Genomic DNA, 22,209 nt, shown 5'->3' on the forward strand with positions numbered 1-22,209 from the left:
GTGCGAGGCAGACGCGGCGGATGCCCCGGCGGTTTACCGCCGGTTGCGGCACGATGGAGGTATGGATCAACCGACCTTCGTGTACGACGGGGACTGCGCGTTTTGCACCTCGAGCGCGGAGTTCGCCAAGCGCTGGGTCCCGACCCCGGCCCGGATCGTGCCGTGGCAGTTCGCCGAGCTTGACGCGCTCGGGCTGACCGCCGAGCAGTGCGCCGAGGCCGTGCAGTGGGTGGATCCCGCCACGCGCGTCACCGCGGCCGGGCCGGACGCGATCGCCGAGCTGCTGCGCTCCAGCCGGCCCTGGTGGCAGGTGGCCGGGGCCGTGCTTCGCGTACCGCCGGTACGCGCGCTGGCCTGGCCCGCGTACCGCTGGGTGGCCCGCAACCGCCACCGCATGCCAGGTGGTACCGCCGCCTGCGCCGTGCCGCCGCGGGACGCTCAGGTCTGAAGGACCCTGGCACCGGCGCGCGACCTGAGCCACTCGACCGGGCGCACCTTCTCCAGCGGCAGGAACGACGTCATCGCCGCCAGGTGCGGGGCGAACGAGATCGTGATCGCCGCGAACGTGAACAGGTGGAACGTGTATAGGAACGCGACACCGGCGTACCGCCAACGGCCGCGCAGCACGAAGATCAGCGGACTGAGCAGCTCGAACGCCACGATCCCGAACTGCGCCGCGATCAGCAGGTACGGCACCTGGGCGATCAGGTCGGCGAAGTCGGTGCCCCGCCGGATGATCGCGCGGGCCAGCACCGAGCCGGTCACCCAGTCGATCCCGCCGAAGCGGAGCTTGGCGAACGCGGCCAGGAAGTACGTGCACACCACCGCGATCTGGGTCGCCCGCAGCGCCCACCCGCCGGCCTCGCTCGGGGTGGAGTCGCCGTGCCGGGCCCGTCCCACCGTGGGGAGCACGGCGAGCGCCACGAGGAAGCCGAACCTGTCGTGGTCCACCTTCCCGTAGCTCATCGCGATGATCATCCACTCGAAGTAGAGCGCGAAGACCGTCCAGCCCAACAGCCGCGGCGCCCGCCCGGTCGCGGCCGCCAGGCTTAAGACGATCAAGGCCCAGAAGATGCCGTGTACCAGCAGGGGAGTGGGCGTCGGCAGCGGCAGCAGCCGGCCGACGAGCAGCGGTTGGTACATGTCGCCGGGCACGTCCGCGTGCGTGCGCACCCAGGGCGTGAGCACGGTCAGGTCGGCGACGACGAAGAGGTAGACAAGCGTGCGGAAGGCGGCGATCCGGCCGCGCGGCACCGGCTCGAAGAGCCACCTTCTCAGGGCTGCCGCACCGGCCGCCACCGTGGCCGGCGGGCGTGGTGCCCGCCCCGGGTTCGTCAGCGTATCCACCTCGCGGCTACGATACCGGACGGTATTACCGCGGCGTCGCAGGCCCTTTCGCCGGTCAAATCAAGCGAAAGATATCGATTCCTGCAAAGGTTGTCGATTATCACATTTCTGCAACGCTCAGCCTATTGACCGCGGACGGGGCTTGCCGGGACGATCGTGTCATGCGGTCTGTTGGGGATACTCGCGTGCCTTCCGCGCCTCTATTAGTCCTACCGTACGGTTGGGTCTCTCCCTGGTCGGAAACCGATTGACGGTTGGAATGTCGCCGGGAATTCGCCCTGCGACACCGCTGTAGAAACTCGAGTTTCCTGGGGATTCGTCTCGCGTGCTAACACCGGCCCAATTGACGTGCCGGGCGCGCGGGCGATATCCGATCGTTGAGGAGGACCCATGTCGGTCGTCGCCACTACTATCCGCAACGGGTGGCACTTGTCGCAGCCACCTGGGCCGGGCCGGACGCCCGGCGGTCGCCGCCCGGCTGGCGGCTCACCTACACTCACCGTGACATTTTCGATTCCGCTCGCCAGTGACGACGGGCTGACCCCACAAGCTTTCCGCCTCCTCGAGGTGGCCCGCGAGCTTGTCGAGCGCGGCGAGGGCACGGTGAGCCTCTCGCCGCCGCCGCTCGAGCCGGAGCTCGAGGATGACGGCGACGAGCCACTCCCCAGCCCGGCCGCCCCGGCGGGCGAGGGCGCGCTGCGCGTCCTGGCCGCGTCCCGGACGGTCCTGCTCGGGGACGAGGCGCTGCGGCTGACCCGCCTTGAGTTCGACCTGCTGCTCTTCCTGGCCGAAAACCCGCGCCGCGTCTTCAGCCGCATCCAGCTGCTGACCGGCGTCTGGGGGTACGAGCACGCCGGCGCCCGTACGGTCGACGTGCACATCCGGCGCCTCCGTTCCAAGATCGGCATGCAGGTGCCGCTGGTCACGACCGTGTACGGGGTGGGCTACCGCTTGGCAGACGACGCCCGGGTGATCGTGGACCGCGACGCCTGAGGCAGGCTCGTGGGATGCGTGTCCGTCCCATCGCTCCGGATCTGCTGGTCGAGGAGCTGGCCGACCGGCTCGTCGCCGACCGTGCCGGCCAGTGGCTCCGGGTCGCGGTCGACGGGCCGCCACCGGCCGACCCGGACCGCCTCGCCGCCGCGCTCGTGGACCCGCTCCGGGCCCGCGGGCGGCCCGCCGTCCACATCCCGGCCGGCGGGTTCCTGCGCCCGGCGTCGCTCCGCTTCGAGTACGGGCGGGACAACCCGGATGCCTTCTACATGGGCTGGCTGGACGAGGCGGGGCTGCGCCGCGAGGTGCTCGACCCGCTCACTCCGGGCGGTGCCGGGCGGGTGCTGCCCAGCCTCTGGGACCCGGTGACCGACCGGGCCACCCGCGCGCCCTACGTGACCGTCCCGCCCGGCGGCGCCGTACTCGTGAGCGGCCCCATGCTGCTCGGCGGGGGCCTGGAGTTCGACGTCGCCTTCCACCTGGTCCTGTCGCCCGCGGCGCTGGACCGGCGGATGCCAGCCGACCTGCGGTGGACGCTGCCCGCCTACGCTCGGTACACGGACGAGGTCGACCCCGCCGCCTTCGCCGACGTGGTCGTGCGCGTCGACGACCCCCGGCACCCAGCGTTGGTACTGGTCTGATCATCGCTGGCTACCCGGCGGCCGGCACCGCTCTCGGGCAGACTGGGGGCGTGGGTGAGATCAAGGTCGGCACCGCCTCCTGGACCGACCGCACGCTGCTCGAATCCGGGTGGTACCCGGCGGGCGCGGACACGCCGGAAAAGCGGCTGGGCTTCTACGCGGAGAAGTTTCCGCTGGTCGAGGTCGATGCCACGTACTACTCACCGCCCGCCGAGCAGACCGCCGCGCTGTGGGCGGAGCGCACCCCGCCCGGCTTCACGTTCAACATCAAGGCCTTCAGCCTGCTGACCGGCCACCCCACCAAGGTCTCGGCGCTCTACAAGGACCTCCGGCCGGAGACCGAGAAGAAGAACGTCTATCCCGGCGACCTTGAGCCGGCCGCGTACGAACAGGTGTGGGAGCGCTTCCTCTCGGCGCTCCAGCCGCTTGTCGACGCGGGCAAGCTCGGCGCGCTGCTGTTCCAGTTTCCGCCGTGGTTCACGATCCGTCGCTCCAACAAGCAGTACCTGCTGGAGGTGCAGCGCCGGGTGCGGCCGCTACGCGCGGTGTACGAGTTTCGGCACGCCTCCTGGTTCGAGGGCGGAAACCGCGACGAGACGCTGGAGTTCCTGCGCGAACACAAGCTGCCGTACGTGTCGGTCGACATGCCACAGGGGTACAAGTCGTCGATCCCGCCGGTACTCGCCGCGACCGCTGACCTCGCGGTGGTGCGTTTCCACGGACATAGCGAGAAGTGGACGAGCAACGACATCCACGAGAAGTTCGGTTACCTGTACACCGACCGCGAGCTCAAAGACTGGGCACCTAAACTGAAGAAGCTGGCCAGCCAGGCAGAACAGATGCACGTTCTGACCAACAACTGCTACAGCGACTACGCCCAGCGAAACGCGGGCCAGCTCATCGAGCTGCTTACCTGAACCAGTCACGCGATGTCTGATGCTGTCCACTATGCGACTGTGGTAGTGGACGATCAACCGTAGACGGTCCTTACCGGCCGGGATCAGAATCCGGTCATGGCACGTCTACTGTGGCTCGCGCAGGTACTCCGGGATGCCGGTCTCACCGTGCACGAGGTCCCCGGCTGGAAGACCCGCGGCGGCTCGCTCGGCGAGATCCGCGGCATCACCTGCCACGCCACCGCGGGCGGGCTGAACTCCACCGACGACGGTGAGATCAGCACGCTGCTGCACGGCTCGTCGACGGCGCCGCCGCCGATCGCCCAGCTGTACCTGTCCCGCACCGGGCACTGGCACGTGGTCGCCTCCGGCAAATGCAACCACAACCGCGTCGGCTGGGCCGGTCCCAACCGCGGCTTCGGAAACTCGGTCCTGCTCGGCATCGAGGCGCAGCACTCCAACAAGGACAGTGAGCGGTGGACGGAGCGGCAGTACACCTCGTACGTCCGTGGTGTCGCCGCCCTGGCCCGCCGCCTGGACATCCCGGTCAGCCGGATCGCGGGGCACAAGGAGCACCAGCCCAGCCCCCACCGCGCGGGCAGACATCGACGAAGACCGACCCCACTTTCGACATGAAGAAGTTCCGCGAGGACGTGAAGAAGTCGCTCGGCGGCGCGAAAATCGGAGAGGACGTTGAGGACATGACTCCGGAGCAGGCCAGCCAGCTCAGGGATTCGCACTGGGTGCTGGCGAAGGGCGTGCCCAGCCCCACCGGCCCCGGTCGGGTCCCGATGCACGTGTGGGCGGACTGGATGACCGGCGCGGTGAAGGCGCTGGCCACCGCGGTCAGCCACATCGACGAGGAGACCAAGAAGCAGCTCCAGAAGGACCTCGACACGATCGGCACGCGGATCGAGGGCGTACCGGGCGAGGTCCTGACCGCCGTCAGCGCCGGCGAGACCACCGAGCAGATCGCCGCCCGCCTGCGCGAGATCCTCGGCGACCGCGCCGCCGAGGTGGGCTCCCTCCTGGTCGACGGCTGACCCCCGGCGGGTCAGCCGGGCGTGGCCTGGACGGCCGCGGGCGTGCGGCGGCGCAGTCGCGATTGGACGGTGGCCAGGTAGTCGCCGCGGAAGGTGCGCAGCGTGTGGTCGCGGTGGTTGGTCCGCTCCAGGGCCTCCCACGACCGCAGCCGCTCGCGCTCCGACCGGATCGCGGCGGCGTCCACGTCCAGCGCCGCCGCCGGGGCGGACGCCGCGGTCATGCGCGGGTAGCCGTAGTGGTCCATCAGGCCGCCCGCGAGCGTTTCGATGACCTCGATCTCCGGCAGGCGGAGCGTGCTTCGGAACTTGTCCGCGTTCGCCGGTACCGGCGGCAGGGTGTTGGAGGACCAGAGGGCGGAGAGGCGGGAGATCTGGCGGGCCTCGCTGGAGGTGCTGACGTCACGCATCGCGGGCAGGAAGTCGATGTCGAGGAAGGCGCAGATGGCGCGGAGCGTGTGCTCGTCGTCGGCGAGGAAGTCCTCGTAGCGGACGGTCAGCACGCGCTCCGGATGGGCGGCGGCCAGCGCGCGGCCGGCCTCGTGGGCCCGTACCCAGGTGCGCGTGTTGAGCAGCGTGTCGAAGTCGTGGATGACGGCCGCGTTCATCGACGCCACCTGGGCGCGCGGGTCGCGTACGACGTTGACGAACCGCAGGTCGGGAAAGAGCGCCAACTGCTCGGCCGCGTAGTGGACGCTGTCCAGCGACTTGTCGAGCGCCACCCGCGCGCCGCGCCGCTCGGCCCCGCGCAGCAGCAGCTCCCACGTCACGCGGTGGACGCTGCGCGGCTGGTCGCGGATGGCGTCGAAGACCTCGACCGGGTCGAAGGCCGCGTCCGGCCACTTCACGAGGCTGGCCGCCTGGAGGCCGACCACGTCGACGACGAGCTGGAAGTACGCGCGGTCGTCGTCCAGGTCACCGTAGAGGGGGAGCGCGGGCATGAGGTCGACGACGTGCAGCGGGTACGGCGCGTAGCACTGGGGGTTGAGCCCGAGGCGCAGCCGCAGCGCGTGGCTGCCGCAGCGGCGCAGGGGGATCATCAGGACCGGCCGGGGGCGGGCTTTCACGCGGGGCAGTCTGATCAACGTTCCTGAATGCCAGATGTCCACCATCTGACGGATCCGCTGAAGACCCCTCCAAGAGATTGAGCTACCGCGACGTCCGCGATGGTCCGGACCGCTGCTCCCGCGGCCTCACCCTCCGCGACACACAACCTCTAGCCCGGCGGGGTTGATCAGGGAGTTGGTGGAGGGACACGCGGGACGACTCGCCCACGAAGTCCCTGATCAACTGCCCGGGTCGGCTAGTGGAGGGTGACCTCCGTCGTGAGCTGGCGGTCGGTGCCGACCTGGCGTTCGGGGCCGGTCAGCTTGAGGGCGACCGTGTGGGCGACGTCCGCGCTGGAGCGGGAGATGCGTAGCTCCAGTGCGCCCGGCTCGACGACCCGGGTGCCGGCGCGGCCGGTGAACGCGGACAGGTCGGCGTGCACCCGGAAGTCGACGCGGCGGGACTGGCCGGGGGCGAGTGCCACCCGCGCGTACCCGATCAGGCGGATCACCGGGCGGGTGACCTGCGCGATGGGGTCGTGGAGGTAGAGCTGGACCACGTCGGCGCCGGGGCGGTCGCCGATGTTGTGCACGGTCAGCGAGACCGTGACCGCGCCGTCGGTCGGCACCTCGACCGGCGTGTCGGGGTCGGGGGTCGCGCCGTCGACGCGCACGCCGTCCCAGGCGAAGGCCGTGTAGGAGAGGCCGTGCCCGAACGGGTACAGCGGGGTCGGGTCGACCGAGGTGACCGAGTTGGCGTGCGCCAGCGTCGGGCCCAGGTACGTGGACGGTCCGCCGGCCGGGCGGCGGGGGACGCTGACCGGGAGGCGGCCGGAGGGGCAGACGCGGCCGGAGAGGACGCCGGCGACCGCGGGGCCGCCCTCCTCGCCGGGGAAGAACGCCTGCACGGTGGCGGCGAGGCGGTCGGCGTAGGCGCCCAGCGCGTACGGCCGGCCGGTCAGCAGCACCGCCACCACCGGCGTGCCGGTGCCGAGCAGCGCTTCCAGCAGCGCCGGCTGCACGCCGGGCAGGTCGAGGCTCTCCGCGTCGCAGCCTTCGCCGGAGGTGGAGTCGCCGAAGATGCCCGCGCGGTCGCCGAGCACCGCGACGACAACGTCGGCGGCCTCCGCGGCGGCCAGCGCCGCGGCGAATCCCTCGGTGTCGCGTCCGCTGACGTCGCATCCGGGTACGTGCGTGAAGGCGGCCCCGGGCAGCTCGGCGCGCAGGGACTCGAGCGGGCTGGGGATGGCCACGCCGGCCGGCAGCTCGGGGTGGTGGATGCCGACGTGCGCGGGGAACGTGTAGCAGCCGAGCATCCCGGTGGCGCGGTCGGCGAGCGGGCCGATGACGGCGATCCGCGCGTCGGGGCGGAGCGGGAGGGCGCCGCCGTCGTTGGCGAGCAGCACCACCGACTCCTCGGCGACCTCGCGGGCGAGCGCCCGGCCGGCGGGTGGGTCCAGGTCGATGAGGCCGTCGATCGGGGCGTCGCCCGCGGCGTCCAGCTCTGCCGGGAAGGGGCTCCAGTCGAGGTCCAGCAGGCCCAGCTCGATCTTCTGCCGGAGCACGCGGGCGGCGGCCCGGTCGACGAGCGACTCCGGGATCGCGCCATCCCGTACCGCCGCCACGAACCCGGGGCCGAAGCACCGTACCGCCGGAAGCTCGACGTCGACCCCGGCGGAGAGCGCGACGGCCGCGGCCTCGACCGGTCCCTCGGCCAGGCCGTGGTGCAGCTCCAGGAAGGACACTCCGAAGTAGTCGGCGACGACCGTGCCGGTGAAGCCCCACTCGTCGCGCAGCAGGCCGGTGAGCAGCGCCGGGTTGGCCGCGGCGGGCATGCCGTCGATCTCGGTGTACGCGTGCATCACCGACCGGGCGCCGCCGTCCCGGACCGCCATCTCGAACGGCAGCAGCAGCACGTCGGCCAGCTCGCGCGGGCCCATGTGCACGGGTCCGAAGTTGCGGCCCGCGCGGGAAGCGGAGTATCCGGCGAAGTGCTTGAGGGTGGCGACCACGCCGGCCGACTCCAGCCCCCGCACGTACCCCGTGGCGAGGGTCGCGACAAGGTACGGGTCCTCGCCGATCGTCTCCTCGGTGCGGCCCCACCGCGCGTCCCGCGTCACGTCGAGCACCGGCGCGAGGCCCTGGTGCAGGCCGAGGCGGCGCATGTCGGCGCCGATGCGTGCGGCCATCCGCTCGACCAGCGCGGGGTTGAAGGTCGCACCCCAGGCGAGCGGCGTCGGGTAGACGGTGGCGCCCCAGGTCATCACGCCGCACAGGCACTCCTCGTGCGCGACGGCCGGGATCCCGAACCGGCCGGCGGCAACGAGCTCAACCTGCATGCGGGCCAGTGCCCGGGCGCCGAGGGCCGGGTCGACCGGCGCCGTGCCGAACGGGCGGGTCAGCTGCCCGAGGCCGGTACGGATCAGGTGTGCCCAGTCGAGCGAGTCGTCGACCAGCTCGTGCTGCTGCGGCGCCATGTCGTCGACCGTGGCGTTGGCCCCGATCCAGACGCTGTACAGCTGGGCGACCTTCTCCTCGAGCGTCAGCCGGCCGAGCAGGTCGGCGACCCGCTTCTCCGGCGGGAGGCTCGGGTCCTGCCACGGCTCGGGGATGGTCACCGCGTCCGGCGCCGCGGCGCTCCGATCACTCATCGAAGAGTGCTCCTGTCGTCTGCAACACAGTTGTTTTCAGCATGTGTTATCGGGCATGTTCCGGTATCCGCCTGCGCCTCCGATGCCGGGCTTCCGGGCTGCTCGGAACTTCTTCCGAGATGTTTCCGGAACATCTTTCGGACGTCCAGCGGTCTAGGTTGCCTTACGGTAACGCTTGTGCCCGCCCAGCGATAGGGCTTGACCGGTAGTTCACGTCGTCGTAGCGTGCGCCACATCACCTTGAATTATCGGGCCGGCGCCGAAAACTTCCGGGCACCCAAGGCGTCGACCCCGTGACTGGCCTACGGAACACCTAGGCCGGGGCGAGTCGTGACGCCCCGGCCCACCCGAAGGGATGGCACATGACGACCCCCACATATTTCTCGCGCAGATCGGTTCTGGGCCTCGCCGGCCTGGGCGCGGGCGCGGCGCTGCTCGGCGGCTGTGGCGACGACGGGTCCGGCGACTCCGGCGACGGGGGCGGGTCGGCCACGATCGACTGGTGGCACATCTCGAACGTTGACCCGATGCTGACCACCTGGGCCAACCTCGCCAAGGACTTCCAGACGGCGAACCCGGGCGTGGAAGTCAAGATCACCCCGCTGGAGAACGAGGCCTTCAAGGCGAAGCTGACCACCGTCACCCAGGCCGGCACCCCGCCGGACATCTTCCACTCCTGGGGTGGCGGCGTGCTCAAGCAGCAGGTGGAGGCCGGCCTGGTCAAGGAGCTCGACCTCGGCGACGCGGCCGCCAGCATCAACAAGAACGGCCTGGACATCTACAAGGTGGACGGCAAGCAGTACGGCGTACCGTTCGACCTCGGCATGGTCGGCTTCTGGTACAACAAGGAGCTCTTCGACAAGGCCAAGATCACGGCGCCGCCGGCCACGTGGGGCGAGTTCCTCGACGCGATTCGCAAGCTGAAGGCGGCCGGCGTCACGCCGATCGCGCTCGCCGGCTCGGAGAGCTGGACCGCCCACTTCTACTGGGCGTACCTGGCGATCCGCATCGCCGGCGTCGACGGCCTCGCCGCGGCCGCCGCGGACGGTTCGTTCGACCAGCCCGACTTCGTGGCTGCGGGCGCCCGGTTCAAGGAGCTCATCGACCTCGACCCGTTCCAGAAGGGCTTCCTCGGCGCGAAGTACTCGGCGACCGACGGCCAGTCCGCGATCATGGGTAACGGCCAGGCCGCGATCGAGCTGATGGGACAGTGGGCGCCGACCACCGAGGCGGCGTACTCCACGACGAAGAAGGGCATCGGCGACAAGCTGAGCTTCTTCCCCTTCCCGTCGGTCGACGGCGGCAAGGGCTCGGTCGAGGACGCGTTCGGTGGCGGCAACGGGTTCGCGCTCGGCAAGGACGCCCCGCCGCAGGCGACCGAGTTCATCAAGTTCCTGCTCACGGCGGACAGCCAGCGCAAGGGCGCGTCGAGCGACTCGATCCTGCCGGTGACCCAGGGCGCCGAGGACGCGCTCAAGGACGCCAACCTCAAGTCGGTGCACGCGGCCATCGTCAAGGCGCCGAAGTTTCAGCTGTACCTCGACCAGGCTTACCCGCCCGCGGTCGGTACGCAGGTCAACGACAGTGTCGCCGAGCTGGTGGCCAAGAAGGCCACCCCGGAGAAGGTCGCGCAGGACATCGCCAAGGTCGCGAAGAACCAGTAGGTGCATGAAAACGACGACGCAGGGGCCGGAAGGACACCTTCCGGCCCCCACCTCCCACCGGACCGGCACCCGCGACGGCGCGGCTCGCCCGGGGTACGCCCCTGAGCCGCGCCGGCCGCGGGTGGACGGTTCGCTGCGCCGGCGCCGCCGCCTCGACAAGCTGACCGTCGCGCTGTTCCTCGCCCCGGCGATGGCGCTGTTCCTCGTGCTTGTCGTCGGCCCGATCGTGCTGGCCATGTACACGAGCCTGTTCAAGTGGAACGGGTTCGGCGGGCTGCCGGAAGACTTCGTCGGCCTGGACAACTTCCGGCGCCTGCTGGAGGACGAGGTCTTCATCGGCGACCTCCGGCGCGGCCTGATCCTCGTCCTGCTGTCGGTCTTCGTGCAGCTGCCGGTCGCCCTCGGCCTCGCCCTGCTGCTCAACCAGCCGATGCGCGGGCGGGCGTTCTACCGCCTGGTGTTCTTCGCGCCGTACGTGCTCTCCGAGGTCATCACCGCAGTCCTGTTCACCATGGTCTTCTCGCCCAACCAGGGCCTGGTCAACCAGCTGATGTCGGCGATCGGCCTGGAAGGTCAGCAGCAGGAGTGGCTCGCCAACCCGTCGACGGTGCTGTACGCGCTGTTCTTCGTAGTCAGCTGGAAGTACTTCGGCCTGCACATGATCCTGTACCTGGCCGGGCGGCAGAGCATCCCGAAGGAGCTGACCGAGGCGGCGGTCACCGACGGCGCCGGTAGCTGGCAGGTGTTCCGGCACGTCACGCTGCCGCTGCTCGGCCCGACGATCCGGATCAGCATCTTCCTGTCGATCATCGGGGCCATCCAGCTCTTCGACATGGTGTGGGTGCTCACCGGCGGCGGCCCGATCCACGCGTCGGAGACCATGGCGGTCACGATGTTCCAGTACGGCTTCCGCCGCTCCGAGGTCGGCTACGCCAGCGCCATCAGCGTCGCGATGTTCCTGATCAGCCTCGTGTTCGCGCTGCTGTACCAGCGGTTCGTCATGCGCCGGGACATCGAGGGCGCGATCACCACGATGCGGGAGAAGCGATGAGTGAGCGTGCGCGGGCGGTGCCCGCCCACGACGGCCGCGAGCGAGCGATCTGGGAGGCGCTATGAGTCCGCGCAGGGACACCCGGGTGAAGCACTTCTGGCTGCACCTGGTCGCGATCGTCGTCGGCGCGGTGATCATCGTGCCGGTCGCCTTCGGGGTGCTCGGCGGCTTCAAGGACAACGGGCAGCTCGCCACCAACCCGTTCAAGCTGCCCGACCCGTGGGTGCCGGAAAACTACACGAGCATCCTCGGCTCCAGCGCCTTCTGGCGGCCCCTGTTCAACAGCACGCTCATCGCGCTGGCCACGGTGGTGCTGCTGGTACTCGTGGCGTCGATGGCCGCGTACGTCTTCGCCCGCTTCAACTTCCGCGGCCGCGAGTTCCTCTACACGCTCTTCGCCGCCGGCCTGATGTTCCCGTTCACGGTGGCGATCCTGCCGCTCTTCGTGCTGCTGCGCGAGCTGAGCCTGCTCAACAGCCCGCTCGGCGTGATCCTGCCGCAGGTGGCGTTCGGCCTGCCGATGACGATCATCATCCTGCGCTCGTTCTTCCGCACGATCCCGGGCGAGGTCGAGGAGGCCGCGATCCTGGACGGCTGCACGCCGTTCGGCTTCTACTGGAAGATCCTGCTGCCGATGGCCCGCCCCGCACTGGCCACAGTGTCCGTGCTGGCGATCGTCACGAGCTGGAACAACTTCATGCTCCCGCTCGTCGTCTTCACCGACCCGGGCTGGTGGACGCTCCCGGTGGGCGTGCAGCAGTTCCAGGGCCAGTACGCGGACGACACCGCCCGCGTCCTCGCGTACGTGGTGCTGGCGATGCTCCCCGCACTCGGCTTCTACGCGATCGCGGAGCGCCAGCTCGTCGGCGGTCTGGCCTCAGGCGCGACGAAGGGCTGAGAGCCACCTGTGCTGCCCGCCGTCTTCTGGGGCGGCGGGCGGGACAATGGCTCGCGTGAGGGTTACGGCCGCGATCGCTCCGCTGGTCAGCGGTACGACGTACCGCCGCGGGGTGCACCTGCTGCTCGGCGGCGTGATCCTCCTGCCGTACCTGCTGCTCGGCGTCGTGTTCGCGGACACGCTCGCCGGGCCGCGCGAAGAGCGCTCGGCGGCGCTGCTCCTGCTCGTCGCGGCGGCCGCGATCGCCGCTGTGCCGGCCTTCCTGCGTGGCACCCGCGCGCTGGAGATCGCCGCCGCGCGGGCGCTGCTCGACGTCGACCTGCCCGACCCGCCGCCCGGACGGTCCACAGTGGAGACGCGGGTGCGGGGCGCACTCTGGTTTGCCATCCACCTCGTGACCGGCGGCCTGGTCGCCGGCGGGCTGCTGCTCGCACTGCCGATGGCGCTGGTCTTCGCCGGCGGGTGGCTCGGCCTGACCACGGATGCCAGCGAAGGGCTGCGGCTCGGCCCGCTCGACGAGGGCGACACCGGGTGGCTCACGGTCGTGGGGCTGGCGCTGCTGGTCGCGCTCGGGTACGCGGTCGCCGGACTGGGCGCTCTCGCCGCGCTGATGGCCCCGGTGCTGCTCGGCCCGTCGACGGCCGAGCGGATCGCGGCGCTGGAGGCACACGCCGCCGGGCTCGCCGAACGCAACCGCCTCGCCCGCGAGCTGCATGACTCGGTGGGGCACGCACTGACGGTGACGACGCTTCAGGCAGCCGCCGCGCGCGAGGTGCTGGACACGGACCCGGAGTTCGCGCGGCGGGCCCTCGCCGCGATCGAGGAGACCGGCCGGGGCGCGATGGCCGAACTGGACCACGTGCTCGGCCTGCTCCGCGCCCCTCCGCCACACGACCCCCGCGCGGCGGGCGCTGCCCCTGCCGGTGGGGTGGGCGGCGCGTCCGCCGGGGCCGCTGGCGCGGTGGGTGGGGCTCAGCCCCCGCGGGCGCCGCAGCCGACGCTCGCCGACCTGGACCGGCTGGTCGCGGACGCGCGGGCAGCCGGCATCGACGTGTGCCTGGATCGCCCGGCGTCGGTGGACGGGGTGCCGGCGGCGGTGTCCCGGGAGGGGTATCGGATCGCGCAGGAAGGGCTGACCAACGCGGCCCGGCACGCGGTCGGCCACCCGGTGTCGCTGCGGGTCGCGGTCTCCGCTGGCGCGCTCGCGGTGGAGCTGATCAACCCGGTCGGCGCCCCCGCGTCCAGCGCGGGCGGCGACGCCGCCCGCCCGCGTGGCGCTGCGGTCCCGGGCGAGGTCACGGTCCGAGGTGGGGTCGCGGTCCCGGGTGGCGCTGCGATCCCGGGCGAGGTCACCGTCCCTGGTGGGGTCGCGGTTCCGGGTGGGGTCGTGGTCCCGGGTGGGGTCGTGGTCCCGGGTGGGGCTGCGGGCATGGGTGGGGTTGCGGGCCAGGGTGGCGCTGCGCAGCGAGGTGGGGCGGCGGGAGCGGGTGGGGGCGCGGGCTGGCGGGCATGCGGGAGCGGGTTGCGTTGCTCGGTGGTGAGATGACGGCCGGGCGGGAGGACGGGCTGTGGCGGGTGGCGGTGCGCCTGCCGACGGGGGTGGCGCGGTGACGCGGGTGCTCATCGTCGACGACGACGAGCTGATCCGGGTCGGGCTGCGGGCGATCGCCGGCGCGCAGCCGGACATCGACGTGGTCGGCGAGGCGGCCGACGGGGCGGAGGTGCCGCCGCTGGTCGCCAAGCTCCGCCCCGACGTCGTGCTGATGGACGTGCGCATGCCCGGCATCGACGGTATTCAGGCCACCCGGCACCTGCTCGCCACCTCGGCCGACCCGCCGAAGGTGCTGGTCGTGACCACGTTCGAGAACGATGAATACGTATACGACGCGCTCCGCGCCGGCGCCAGCGGCTTCCTGCTCAAGCGAGCCCGGCCAGCCGAGGTGGTCGACGCGATCCGGGTGGTGGCGCGGGGGGAGTCGCTGCTCTTCCCGGCGGCGATCCGGCGGCTCGCGGACGCGTACGGCGGGCGGGGCGGCCACACCGCGCGGCTGCCCGGGCCGCCGCTGACCGAGCGGGAGGCCGAGGTGCTGCGGCTCGTGGCGGCCGGCCGCTCCAACGCGGAGATCGCCGCCGACCTCGTACTCGGCGTGGAGACGGTCAAGACCCACGTCGGCAACGTGCTCGCCAAGCTCGGCGCCCGCGATCGCACCCAGGCGGTCGTCCTCGCGTACGAGTCCGGCTTCGTCACCCCGGCCGGCTGACCCGCCGTCGCCGCCGGCCGCAGCGCGGCGTCGTTGACCAGAGATCCCCCTTGATCGGCGCGAACATCGCCTATCCCCGATGCGTGCGTGGCGAAGAGTTACCCCTCCTGGGGCAATTTCTCGCCACGGACGACCGGAGCGCTCGCCGATCAAGGCCGCGGCCCCCACTCGACAGCGCCGGCTGTCCGCGACCGTCGCCCTGACCGGCGGGGTCGGAGCACGCAGCGATCAAGGGAAACGACCTTTTCTCAACCCCGTGACAACGTTCGGCGATGCCGCTGCGTGGTGGTTGGTGTGAGCATGGATAGCGAACCATCCGCGGTGGGCCCCGCTTCCGCGGTGCCCATGGTGGTTGACGAGCTTGGGGATGCCCCCGTCCGCGTCAGGCCTGGGAGCACGCGTGACCAGGGGTTCCTCGAGTTCGTGCGGGCGTCCGGTCGTTACCTGCTGCGTACGGCTGTGCTGCTGTGCGGTGACCCGGTCCGCGCGGAGGAACTGGTCCAGGCCACCTACGAGCGCACGTATCGCTCCTGGCGCGTGGCGCGTGACGGCGATCCCCGGGTGTACGCCCGTCGTGTGCTGGTCAACCTGCGGGTCGACGGGTGGCGGCGCACACGTCGTGAGGTCGTCGTCGATCCGGTCGCCCTCCCCGATCAGGCTGTGCCGGACCCCATGGGCGCGGTCGTCGCCCGCAACGCCGTGGTCCAGGCTCTGGCCCGGCTGCCGCTCGCGCAGCGGCGGGTCGTGGTGCTGCGACACCTGCTGGACCTCACCGAGACCGAGGTAGCCCGCGAACTGGGGATCTCGGTCGGCACGGTCAAGTCCCACCACGCGCGGGGCATGGCCCGGCTGCGGGAGATCTTCACGGAAGGGGATCAGCGATGAGCGTCCGGCTACACGATGACGACGTGATCGCCCGTCTGCGGGCCGGCGCCCCGGGCTACCCGGATGCCGGTCCCGACGCCGAGCGTACGCTCGCCGCCGCCCGACGAGCGCTGCGCCGCGGGCGGGGCAGGCGGGCGCTTGGCAGCGTGGCCGCGATCGCGGCCGTGCTCGTCGGACTCACCACGGCAGGCCCGATCGAGCTGCCCGGCTTCGACACCTCCGTCATCCCTGGCTGGCCCGACACCAATTCCCTCCCGAACCAGGGTGACCCGCCCGTGTACCCGCGCCAGCGGATGCTCCACGATGTCGCGGACTTGGAGCTTCAGGTGCTGCCGGTAGCCGAGAGTATGGCACTCACGATGTACATCGACGAGAGACCGGCGTGGGGTCGTCCGGGGTGCCGCGTGCTCACCTGGTCGCACGGAGGGTTCCGGGACCGTGTCTCGAGTTGCGCGAATCCCGACGACCCGGAGCTGCCGTTCGACACCGACAGCGAGGCTGCGTTCACCCGGGTATCCGGCGCGGTCGCGCGCTCTGGTGTGGACGTGTACCGGATCGAGAAGGGTGGCTGGGGCCCTGGCACATCGTTCCACCTCCGCGACGGCTCCTGGAGGTGGAACTGGTACTACTCCTACATTCCCGACACTCCGGCCAACGCCCCAGAAGAGGAACGGACGCAGACAAGCATCGGCGTCAGGCGGCAGGTCCACATCAGCGGCAACTGGTGGTTCACGGTGGAGCCCGACGACTGATCCCTCGGGCGGGGGAGGAGGTTCCCGATCTGGTGGGAGGTGCTTGGGCGCGGACGCGGCGAGCGTGGACCCATGACGAAATCCCATGTGGTCGCGGCCTGGGCGGCCCTCTACGGCACGCTCGCGCTGGTCTGGACCGCCACCGGCCGCGGCTTCCCGTTCGGCAGCAACGATCCGGCGGGCGGCGCCTCGTTGCTGCGCTGGCTGCCCGCGGACGCGGGGGCGCCACTCTTCGCCGTGGTGCTGCTCGGGACCGCGGTTGCGGCCTTGAGCTTGCCCACGACATCCCCACGCGGTACCGCCCGCGTCGCGCTCCTCGCCGCCGGCTGGTCGGTGGTGGCGCTGCTGCTCCTCGTCGTACCGGACATGCGGCTGCTGGCCCGCGCCGGGTACGCGCCGATGCTCATCGTCGGCGCCCCGTTCGGCTGGCCGCCGGTGGACTACGCCGACGTCTTCACCTGGCAGGTCGTGAACATGGCGATCAGCGTGGCCGGCGGGCTGCTGCTGGCCCGGGCGCTGCTCGCCTGGCAGTTCCGTACCGCCGGCGCGTGTGTCTCCTGTGGACGCGGCGACGGCCCGGAAGGCGGGTGGGCCAGCGCGCGAAGTGCCGCCCGCTGGGGGCGCTGGGCCGCGTACACGGCGGCGGCGATCCCGGTCGTGTACGCGCTGACCCGCTTCGCCTGGCTGGCCGCTGTGCTGCTCGGCGTGATGGAGCTCGACCCGACTGTGTTCGACGACGACTCGGTGGTGTGGGCCGGTGCCGGGCTGGGCGCGTTCGGGTGCGTGGGGGCGGTGCTCACGCTCGGGCTGGTACAGCGGTGGGGCGAGGTCTTTCCACGCTGGATGGTCGGGCTCGCCGGCCGGCGGGTACCCGTCAAGCTCGCCACCGTGCCCGCGACGGTCGTGGCCGTCTTCGTCACCTCGGCGAGCCTGGGGATGTTTCCCTCCGGCGCTATGACGAAGCTGCTCGGCGGCGACGCGTGGCTGGTACTGCCGATGCTGCTCTGGCCACTGTGGGGGGTCGCGCTGGGCGCCGCGGCGCTCGCCTACCACCTGCGCCGCCGCGGCGCCTGCCACGCCTGCGGCGGCGCAGGCTAGAGATCTTTCAGGGTCGGGGGCACATTCAAGTTCTTGAGACAAGCTATTTGCCCCGGTCCGTGTCAGTCGCTGACCGTATGCTCCCGCGGGCACCGCGCAGGTCGGCGGCTCGCTGGCGCTCGCCGAGATCCCCGACCCGCGCTGCCAGGTCCGCGGTCCAAGCCCCACCCGGGTCCCCGCGACCTGTCGTCAGACGAGGGGTAAGAGGTGGGTGCGCATGCGCCTTCGCTCTCGCTGGTGATCGTTCGCCCGATACCTACACGACACGCCGACTGCGGCGCGGATTCTGGGCGAACGATCACCAGAGCCCTCGCGGCGAGAGCGGCTCGTCGGGGGTTTGGGAAGACTTATTGCTGCCAGGGCAACCACAAGTCCTCACAAAGAAGGCCCTTCGAGGGCGAGACCGCCCTCGTCGCCCAGCAACATCGATCGCTATGTCTGAAATCTGGGGTAGGGCGACCAGCCCTGACTCCCTAGGCCTCAAGCCAGGCGGCCAGGGCGTCCAGATCCGCAGAGGAAACTGTGGACAGACTCAATGACCCTGACCCCGAAGGCTCTATCGAGTGGCCGCGCCGGAGATCAGTGGCGGCCTTGCCGCCGGATGGGCCCGCTGTCCTGAGTGATGCTGGTCCCGCAGCGACCGCGCAGACTCGCTTCCGTGATCGGCGCGGTCGGGCTGGTGTGCGTGAGAGATCGTGGTATCGAACTGCCCCTGCAGGGGCAGTTCGATACCACGATCTGCCAGACGGCGTCCGTCGTAGCGTCGGTCAAGGCAAAGCGAGCGCCCTTTGGGCGTGTGTCTGTCTTGGATGGACCTGCGCTCAACCGCCGAGCTAGGTCACGGTTGAGCTTGGACCGCGGACCTGGCGGCGAGGGTCGCGGTCGGACCGACCGCGACCCGGGGTGAGCTTGGCCAACCGCGGAGGGTGAGGCCGCGGGAGCGACGGGTCTGGACCACGGCGGGCGTCGCGGTAGCTCAATCTCCTTAGTTTTGGATCTTTGTCCGCGACATGACGCCGAGCCACCCCAACCTCCACAAGCTCGCTAGAGGCTCGCGTCGCCGTTTGGTTCGTAGGCCAGCCAGTCGAAGCGGACCGTGCCGGAGATCGCGTACATGCCGATGACCCGGCCGGTGAAGCCGCCGGCGACCTGAGTGGACAGGTACCGGCCGTCGAGCTCGTCGATCACCACGAACTGGCCGGTCGGTGTCTCGTAGCCGAGGCGCACCACGTCCGGCTCCTGCCTCGGATGGTCGGGGCTGGGGCCGGACGGCTGGGTCTCGATCCGCAGCACGACCGGGCCGTCCGGTACCGGGCGGGCGGAGCGCCAGTGCTCCAGCGCGCCGATCCGGGCCCGTACACCGATCTCGCCGCCGCCCGCCTCGACCTCGTAGTGGTGCTGGTCGTCGAGGCGTACCGCCAGGCCGCCGTGCCCCTCCGACGCGTCCACGAGCGCGCGGACCCGGCAGGAGTGGTGCTGCTGGCGGCGGCCGACGAAGGACACGGACGGGTCGTCCAGCGAACCGTCCTGCGCGTGCAGGGTGAGCCAGCCGGGGCGGTCCTTGAGCGACCACGCGTGCGCCGGGCGGGCCCGGACCGAGATCCAGCACGAGCGCAGGTCGACGCCGTCGAAGTCGTCGCGGGCCGGCGGTACCGGCACCGGTTGCGGCGGGAGCCCGAACCGCATGCGGGTGTCCACCTCGCCGACGACCGGCCAGCCGTCGACCCAGGTGACCGGCGCGACGAACGTCTCGCGGCCGAGCACGTGCCAGCCCGGCGACCCGCCGCGCGGGCGGGTACCGAGGAAGACCATCCACCACGAGCCGTCCGCCGCCCGGACCAGGTCGCCGTGCCCGGTGTTCTGGATCGGATGGTCGGTGCTGCGGTGGCTGAGGATCGGGTTGTCCGGGCACGGCTCGAACGGGCCGTCCGGCGCCGGGCCGCGGGCCACCGAGATGCCGTGGCCGGCGTCGGTGCCGCCCTCGGCGATGAGCAGGTACCAGGTGCCGTCCACTTCGTACAGGTGCGGCGCCTCGGGCCACTGCGCGCCCGGCGTACCCGACCAGATCTTGCGGGGTTTCTCCAGCGCGGCGCCGGTCGCGAGATCGACCCGGACCTGCCGGATGCCCGCGTACGTGCACCAGGCGGTGCCGTCCGCATCCCAGGCCAGGTCCGGGTCGATCCCCACGTCCGGCAACCAGACCGGGTCGGACCACGGGCCGGCCGGGTCGGTGCTCGTCACGACCATCGTGCCGGCGTGCGGCACGACCGAGGTGACGAGGTGGAAGCGCCCGTCGTGGTGGCGGAGCGTGGGCGCGTACACGCCGCCCGAGGAGGGTGTGCTGGGCGGCAGGTCGAGCTGGGTCGTGCGGTCCAGCGCGTTGCCGATCTGCTCCCAGTGGACGAGGTCCTGGCTGCGGAATACCGGTACGCCGGGGAAATACTCGAAGCTGGAGCAGGCGAGGTAGTAGTGCCCCCGACCCGGCAGATGCTCGGGTCGGGGTGCATACCGGGGATCACGGGGTTGGCGAAGGTGCCGATCGGATCCTCCCGTCCGGTGCGTCACGCGGCACCCCGTGGGGTGGGTGCCTCCCGCTAGTCTGGCCTGCCGGCTTTCACCCGGCCAAGGCCAGGGTCTCCTTTACCGCCTGGTAGGCCGGCTTTTGGCCGAAGTTCTCGTCCAGCAGGTTGGCCGCGCCCTGGCCGGTGAAGAAGCCCGGTACCCAGGAGTACTTGTCGGTGAAACCCCAGACGGTGAACGACGTGCACTTCTTGGCCAGCAGGCAGGCGCGCAGCAGGATGCTGTACCCGTTCGCCTGGGCGTGCAGCTTGGGGTTGTCCGCCGGCATGAGCATCCGGACGTCGACCTCGGTGAACGAGGTCTCCAGGCCGAGCGCCTCGAAGCGCTGGACGTTCTGAAGGGCGCGGCCGTCGAAGCCGAACTGCACGCCGAGGTGGCCCTGCATGCCGAAGCCGTGGATCGGCACCCGGTCCGCCTTCAGCTGCTTGACGAGCTCGTAGTACGCGTCGGCCTTCGCGTTCAGACCCTCCACGTTGTAGTCGTTGATGTACAACTTGGCCTTCGGGTCGGCCTGGTGGGCCCAGCGGAAGACGTCGGCGATGTAGCCGGGGCCGAGCTTCTGGAGCCAGATCGTGTCGCGGAGCTGGCCATTGTCGTCGATCACCTCGTTGGCGACGTCCCACTGGTAGATCTTGCCGCGGAAGTGGCCGGCGACGTCGAACACGTGCTGCTTGAGCAGCTGCCGCAGCTCGGCCGAGTCGATGTCGCCGGAGGCGACGCCCTCGGTGAGCCAGCCGGGGAGCTGGCTGTGCCACAGCAGCGTGTGCCCGCGCACGCTCTGCCCGTTCGCCTTGGCGAACGCGACGAGCTGGTCGGCCGGGCCGAAGTTCAGCACGCCCCGGGTGGGCTCGATCTCCGACCACTTCATGACGTTCTCGGCGGTCACACTGTTGAACTCCGCCGCCACCCGGTCCTTGTAGGTGGCGTCGTTGTTGAGGGCCGACATGTCGACGGCCGTACCGATCTTCAGCCCGGCGCGCTTGGCGAGCGCGCGGAGGGTGTCGGCGTTGCCACCCTGGACGGCAGCGTCTTGCCCGGCCGCGGCGACGGGAGCGACCGAAGCGACGGGAGCGGCCGGCGCACCCGTCGCGTTGAGGGAGACGAGGACGGCCGCGGCCACGGCGGCGCCGGCGACCACGCGAGTCACCTTCATAGATATCCCTTTCGGAGTAAGCTTCCGGAACACTTCCGTAACTTGTTCGGAACGCTATGCGCGTCGATGCGGGTCGTCAAGCCCTGGAAGTGCGGCAAGATAGGCTTCGGAAGGCTTCCGGAGGGTCGGATTCGGCTCGGAAGTGTTTCGGTCGTACGCTGGCCTCCTTGAGACGAAGGAGCGGAACGTGACGGTCGACGAGGGGCGCAGGATCACCATTACGGCGATCGCGCGCGAGGCCGGCGTATCGGTGCCGACCGTCTCGCGCGTGCTCAACGGGCGCTCGGACGTGGCGCCGCAGACCCGCGAGCGGGTCGAGGAGCTGCTGCGCCGGCATGGGTACCGGCGGCGCGCGGCCCGCCCCAGGGTCAGCGCGAGCCTGATCGACCTGGTCTTCAACGACCTGGACAGCCCATGGGCCGTGGAGATCATCCGCGGCGTGGAGGACGTGGCGCACGGGGCCGGCGTGGGCACCGTGGTCTCCGCGATCCACCGGCGCACCGCCTCCACCCGGCAGTGGCTGCAAAACCTGCGTACGCGGGCCACGGACGGCGTGGTGCTGGTCGCCAGCGACCTGGCCCCGCCGGTGCACGCCGAGCTGCGCCGGCTCAACGTGCCGATGGTGCTCGTCGACCCGGGTGGCGTGCCGACCCTCGACATTCCGACGATCGGCGCCACCAACTGGACCGGCGGGCTGCGCGCCACCGAGCACCTGATCTCGCTCGGCCACGAGCGGATCGGGTTCATCGCCGGCAGCCCGCAGCTGCTGTGCAGCCGCGCCCGCCTCGACGGCTACCGGGCCGCGCTGGAGGCGGCCGGCTTGCCGATGCACGAGGAGCTGATCCAGCCCGGCGACTTCTACCACGAGTCCGGCCTGGAGGGGACCAAGGCGCTGCTCGCGCTCGACAAGCCGCCGACCGCGATCTTCGCGTCCAGCGACCAGATGGCGTTCGGGGCGTACGAGGCGGTGCGGCAGCGCGGCCTGCGGGTGCCCGACGACGTGAGCGTGGTGGGCTTCGACGACCTGCCCGAGGCGCGCTGGTCCTCGCCGCCGCTGACCACGATCCGGCAGCCGCTCGCCGAGATGGGGCTGCTGGCGGCGCGTACCGTGCTGCGGCTGGCCCAGGGCGAGGCGGTGGAGACCCCGCGGGTCGAGCTGGCGACCGACCTCGTCGTGCGGGACAGCACCAAGGCCCGATAAGTTCCGGATCGGGCCGGCTTTTCGGTGCCCGGCCGCTCTGTTCCGATACGTG

General features: G+C 71.1%; 20 protein-coding genes. 15 read left to right on the forward strand and 5 right to left on the reverse strand.

What is annotated here, in order from left to right; all coding sequences use genetic code 11:
- Positions 1 to 61: 61 nt before the first annotated feature.
- Positions 62 to 448, forward strand: a complete 387-nt coding sequence (locus tag Pflav_RS08960; protein WP_173035291.1) for a thiol-disulfide oxidoreductase DCC family protein — start codon at positions 62 to 64, stop codon at positions 446 to 448.
- Here the strand turns inward: Pflav_RS08960 and Pflav_RS08965 are convergent.
- Entirely contained in the window at positions 439 to 1,278 is an 840-nt protein-coding gene (locus tag Pflav_RS08965; RefSeq protein ID WP_173042318.1) for an MFS transporter permease, read from the reverse strand. The genes Pflav_RS08960 and Pflav_RS08965 overlap by 10 nt on opposite strands.
- Before the next feature lie 570 nt (positions 1,279 to 1,848).
- Between Pflav_RS08965 and Pflav_RS08970 the strand changes: the two genes are divergently transcribed.
- The 5 genes from Pflav_RS08970 (at position 1,849) to Pflav_RS08990 (ending at position 4,920) form a co-directional block, all read left to right on the forward strand.
- Positions 1,849 to 2,340, forward strand: a complete 492-nt coding sequence (locus Pflav_RS08970; protein WP_269474478.1) for a winged helix-turn-helix domain-containing protein — start codon at positions 1,849 to 1,851, stop codon at positions 2,338 to 2,340.
- A 14-nt stretch (positions 2,341 to 2,354) separates the two neighbouring features.
- On the forward strand, positions 2,355 to 2,981 hold the full coding sequence (locus tag Pflav_RS08975; protein ID WP_173035295.1) for a nucleoside/nucleotide kinase family protein: 627 nt from the start codon (positions 2,355 to 2,357) through the stop codon (positions 2,979 to 2,981).
- A gap of 50 nt (positions 2,982 to 3,031) precedes the next feature.
- Positions 3,032 to 3,898 carry a DUF72 domain-containing protein gene (locus Pflav_RS08980; protein WP_173035297.1) on the forward strand — a complete coding sequence of 289 codons (867 nt, stop codon included), beginning with the start codon at positions 3,032 to 3,034 and terminating at the stop codon, positions 3,896 to 3,898.
- Between the two features lie 96 nt (positions 3,899 to 3,994).
- Positions 3,995 to 4,513, forward strand: a complete 519-nt coding sequence (locus Pflav_RS08985; protein ID WP_173035299.1) for a peptidoglycan recognition protein family protein — start codon at positions 3,995 to 3,997, stop codon at positions 4,511 to 4,513.
- Positions 4,510 to 4,920, forward strand: a complete 411-nt coding sequence (locus Pflav_RS08990) for a hypothetical protein (RefSeq protein ID WP_173035301.1) — start codon at positions 4,510 to 4,512, stop codon at positions 4,918 to 4,920. The genes Pflav_RS08985 and Pflav_RS08990 overlap by 4 nt, the downstream gene beginning before the upstream one ends.
- Before the next feature lie 11 nt (positions 4,921 to 4,931).
- Here the strand turns inward: Pflav_RS08990 and Pflav_RS08995 are convergent, their stop codons facing one another.
- Together Pflav_RS08995 and Pflav_RS09000 are read right to left on the reverse strand one after the other, a co-directional pair.
- Positions 4,932 to 5,984, reverse strand: coding sequence for a sulfotransferase family protein (locus Pflav_RS08995; RefSeq protein ID WP_197938231.1), 1,053 nt, complete (start codon positions 5,982 to 5,984; stop codon positions 4,932 to 4,934).
- 236 nt (positions 5,985 to 6,220) lie between these two features.
- Positions 6,221 to 8,614, reverse strand: a complete 2,394-nt coding sequence (locus Pflav_RS09000; protein ID WP_173035305.1) for a beta-xylosidase/alpha-l-arabinosidase — start codon at positions 8,612 to 8,614, stop codon at positions 6,221 to 6,223.
- A gap of 362 nt (positions 8,615 to 8,976) precedes the next feature.
- On the opposite strand from Pflav_RS09000, the gene Pflav_RS09005 reads away from it, so the two are divergent.
- The 8 genes from Pflav_RS09005 to Pflav_RS09040 all read left to right on the forward strand — a co-directional run bounded on the left by Pflav_RS09005 (position 8,977) and on the right by Pflav_RS09040 (position 17,223).
- Positions 8,977 to 10,278, forward strand: coding sequence for an extracellular solute-binding protein (locus tag Pflav_RS09005; RefSeq protein ID WP_173035307.1), 1,302 nt, complete (start codon positions 8,977 to 8,979; stop codon positions 10,276 to 10,278).
- A 4-nt stretch (positions 10,279 to 10,282) separates the two neighbouring features.
- Positions 10,283 to 11,329 (forward strand): carbohydrate ABC transporter permease, encoded by a 1,047-nt coding sequence (locus Pflav_RS09010; protein WP_173035309.1) that lies wholly within the window; start codon positions 10,283 to 10,285, stop codon positions 11,327 to 11,329.
- 61 nt (positions 11,330 to 11,390) lie between these two features.
- Positions 11,391 to 12,227 carry a carbohydrate ABC transporter permease gene (locus tag Pflav_RS09015; RefSeq protein ID WP_173035311.1) on the forward strand — a complete coding sequence of 279 codons (837 nt, stop codon included), beginning with the start codon at positions 11,391 to 11,393 and terminating at the stop codon, positions 12,225 to 12,227.
- A 55-nt stretch (positions 12,228 to 12,282) separates the two neighbouring features.
- Positions 12,283 to 13,773, forward strand: a complete 1,491-nt coding sequence (locus tag Pflav_RS09020) for a sensor histidine kinase (RefSeq protein ID WP_232071134.1) — start codon at positions 12,283 to 12,285, stop codon at positions 13,771 to 13,773.
- A 61-nt stretch (positions 13,774 to 13,834) separates the two neighbouring features.
- Entirely contained in the window at positions 13,835 to 14,488 is a 654-nt protein-coding gene (locus tag Pflav_RS09025) for a response regulator transcription factor (RefSeq protein ID WP_173035314.1), read from the forward strand.
- A gap of 348 nt (positions 14,489 to 14,836) precedes the next feature.
- Complete coding sequence (locus Pflav_RS09030; RefSeq protein ID WP_232071135.1) at positions 14,837 to 15,373, forward strand: SigE family RNA polymerase sigma factor; 537 nt, start codon at positions 14,837 to 14,839, stop codon at positions 15,371 to 15,373.
- Positions 15,370 to 16,125, forward strand: a complete 756-nt coding sequence (locus Pflav_RS09035; RefSeq protein ID WP_173035316.1) for a hypothetical protein — start codon at positions 15,370 to 15,372, stop codon at positions 16,123 to 16,125. Before Pflav_RS09030 ends, Pflav_RS09035 begins: the two co-directional genes overlap by 4 nt.
- 72 nt (positions 16,126 to 16,197) lie before the next feature.
- A complete protein-coding gene (locus tag Pflav_RS09040) occupies positions 16,198 to 17,223 on the forward strand; it encodes a hypothetical protein (protein ID WP_173035318.1) in 1,026 nt (341 codons plus the stop codon).
- Between the two features lie 1,044 nt (positions 17,224 to 18,267).
- Here Pflav_RS09040 and Pflav_RS09045 read toward each other — a convergent pair.
- Together Pflav_RS09045 and Pflav_RS09050 are read right to left on the reverse strand one after the other, a co-directional pair.
- Positions 18,268 to 19,788 (reverse strand): glycoside hydrolase family 43 protein, encoded by a 1,521-nt coding sequence (locus Pflav_RS09045; protein WP_232071137.1) that lies wholly within the window; start codon positions 19,786 to 19,788, stop codon positions 18,268 to 18,270.
- Between the two features lie 49 nt (positions 19,789 to 19,837).
- A complete protein-coding gene (locus Pflav_RS09050; protein ID WP_173035320.1) occupies positions 19,838 to 20,956 on the reverse strand; it encodes an endo-1,4-beta-xylanase in 1,119 nt (372 codons plus the stop codon).
- A 187-nt stretch (positions 20,957 to 21,143) separates the two neighbouring features.
- Here Pflav_RS09050 and Pflav_RS09055 point away from each other — a divergent pair, with 187 nt between their 5' ends.
- A complete protein-coding gene (locus tag Pflav_RS09055; RefSeq protein WP_173035322.1) occupies positions 21,144 to 22,157 on the forward strand; it encodes a LacI family DNA-binding transcriptional regulator in 1,014 nt (337 codons plus the stop codon).
- Positions 22,158 to 22,209: the final 52 nt, after the last annotated feature.

Source organism: Phytohabitans flavus (assembly GCF_011764545.1).
Classification (GTDB): Bacteria; Actinomycetota; Actinomycetes; order Mycobacteriales; family Micromonosporaceae; genus Phytohabitans; species Phytohabitans flavus.

What these genes read in the sequence shown, in the direction of transcription:
- Pflav_RS09050 (WP_173035320.1), bottom strand. Translation starts at nt 20,956, where the DNA reads ATGAAGGTGACTCGCGTGGTCGCCGGCGCCGCCGTGGCCGCGGCCGTC.
- Pflav_RS08975 (WP_173035295.1), top strand. Translation starts at nt 2,355, where the DNA reads ATGCGTGTCCGTCCCATCGCTCCGGATCTGCTGGTCGAGGAGCTGGCC.
- Pflav_RS09010 (WP_173035309.1), top strand. Translation starts at nt 10,283, where the DNA reads ATGAAAACGACGACGCAGGGGCCGGAAGGACACCTTCCGGCCCCCACC.
- Pflav_RS08985 (WP_173035299.1), top strand. Translation starts at nt 3,995, where the DNA reads ATGGCACGTCTACTGTGGCTCGCGCAGGTACTCCGGGATGCCGGTCTC.
- Pflav_RS09035 (WP_173035316.1), top strand. Translation starts at nt 15,370, where the DNA reads ATGAGCGTCCGGCTACACGATGACGACGTGATCGCCCGTCTGCGGGCC.
- Pflav_RS09040 (WP_173035318.1), top strand. Translation starts at nt 16,198, where the DNA reads ATGACGAAATCCCATGTGGTCGCGGCCTGGGCGGCCCTCTACGGCACG.
- Pflav_RS09005 (WP_173035307.1), top strand. Translation starts at nt 8,977, where the DNA reads ATGACGACCCCCACATATTTCTCGCGCAGATCGGTTCTGGGCCTCGCC.
- Pflav_RS08990 (WP_173035301.1), top strand. Translation starts at nt 4,510, where the DNA reads ATGAAGAAGTTCCGCGAGGACGTGAAGAAGTCGCTCGGCGGCGCGAAA.
- Pflav_RS09000 (WP_173035305.1), bottom strand. Translation starts at nt 8,614, where the DNA reads ATGAGTGATCGGAGCGCCGCGGCGCCGGACGCGGTGACCATCCCCGAG.
- Pflav_RS09015 (WP_173035311.1), top strand. Translation starts at nt 11,391, where the DNA reads ATGAGTCCGCGCAGGGACACCCGGGTGAAGCACTTCTGGCTGCACCTG.
- Pflav_RS08960 (WP_173035291.1), top strand. Translation starts at nt 62, where the DNA reads ATGGATCAACCGACCTTCGTGTACGACGGGGACTGCGCGTTTTGCACC.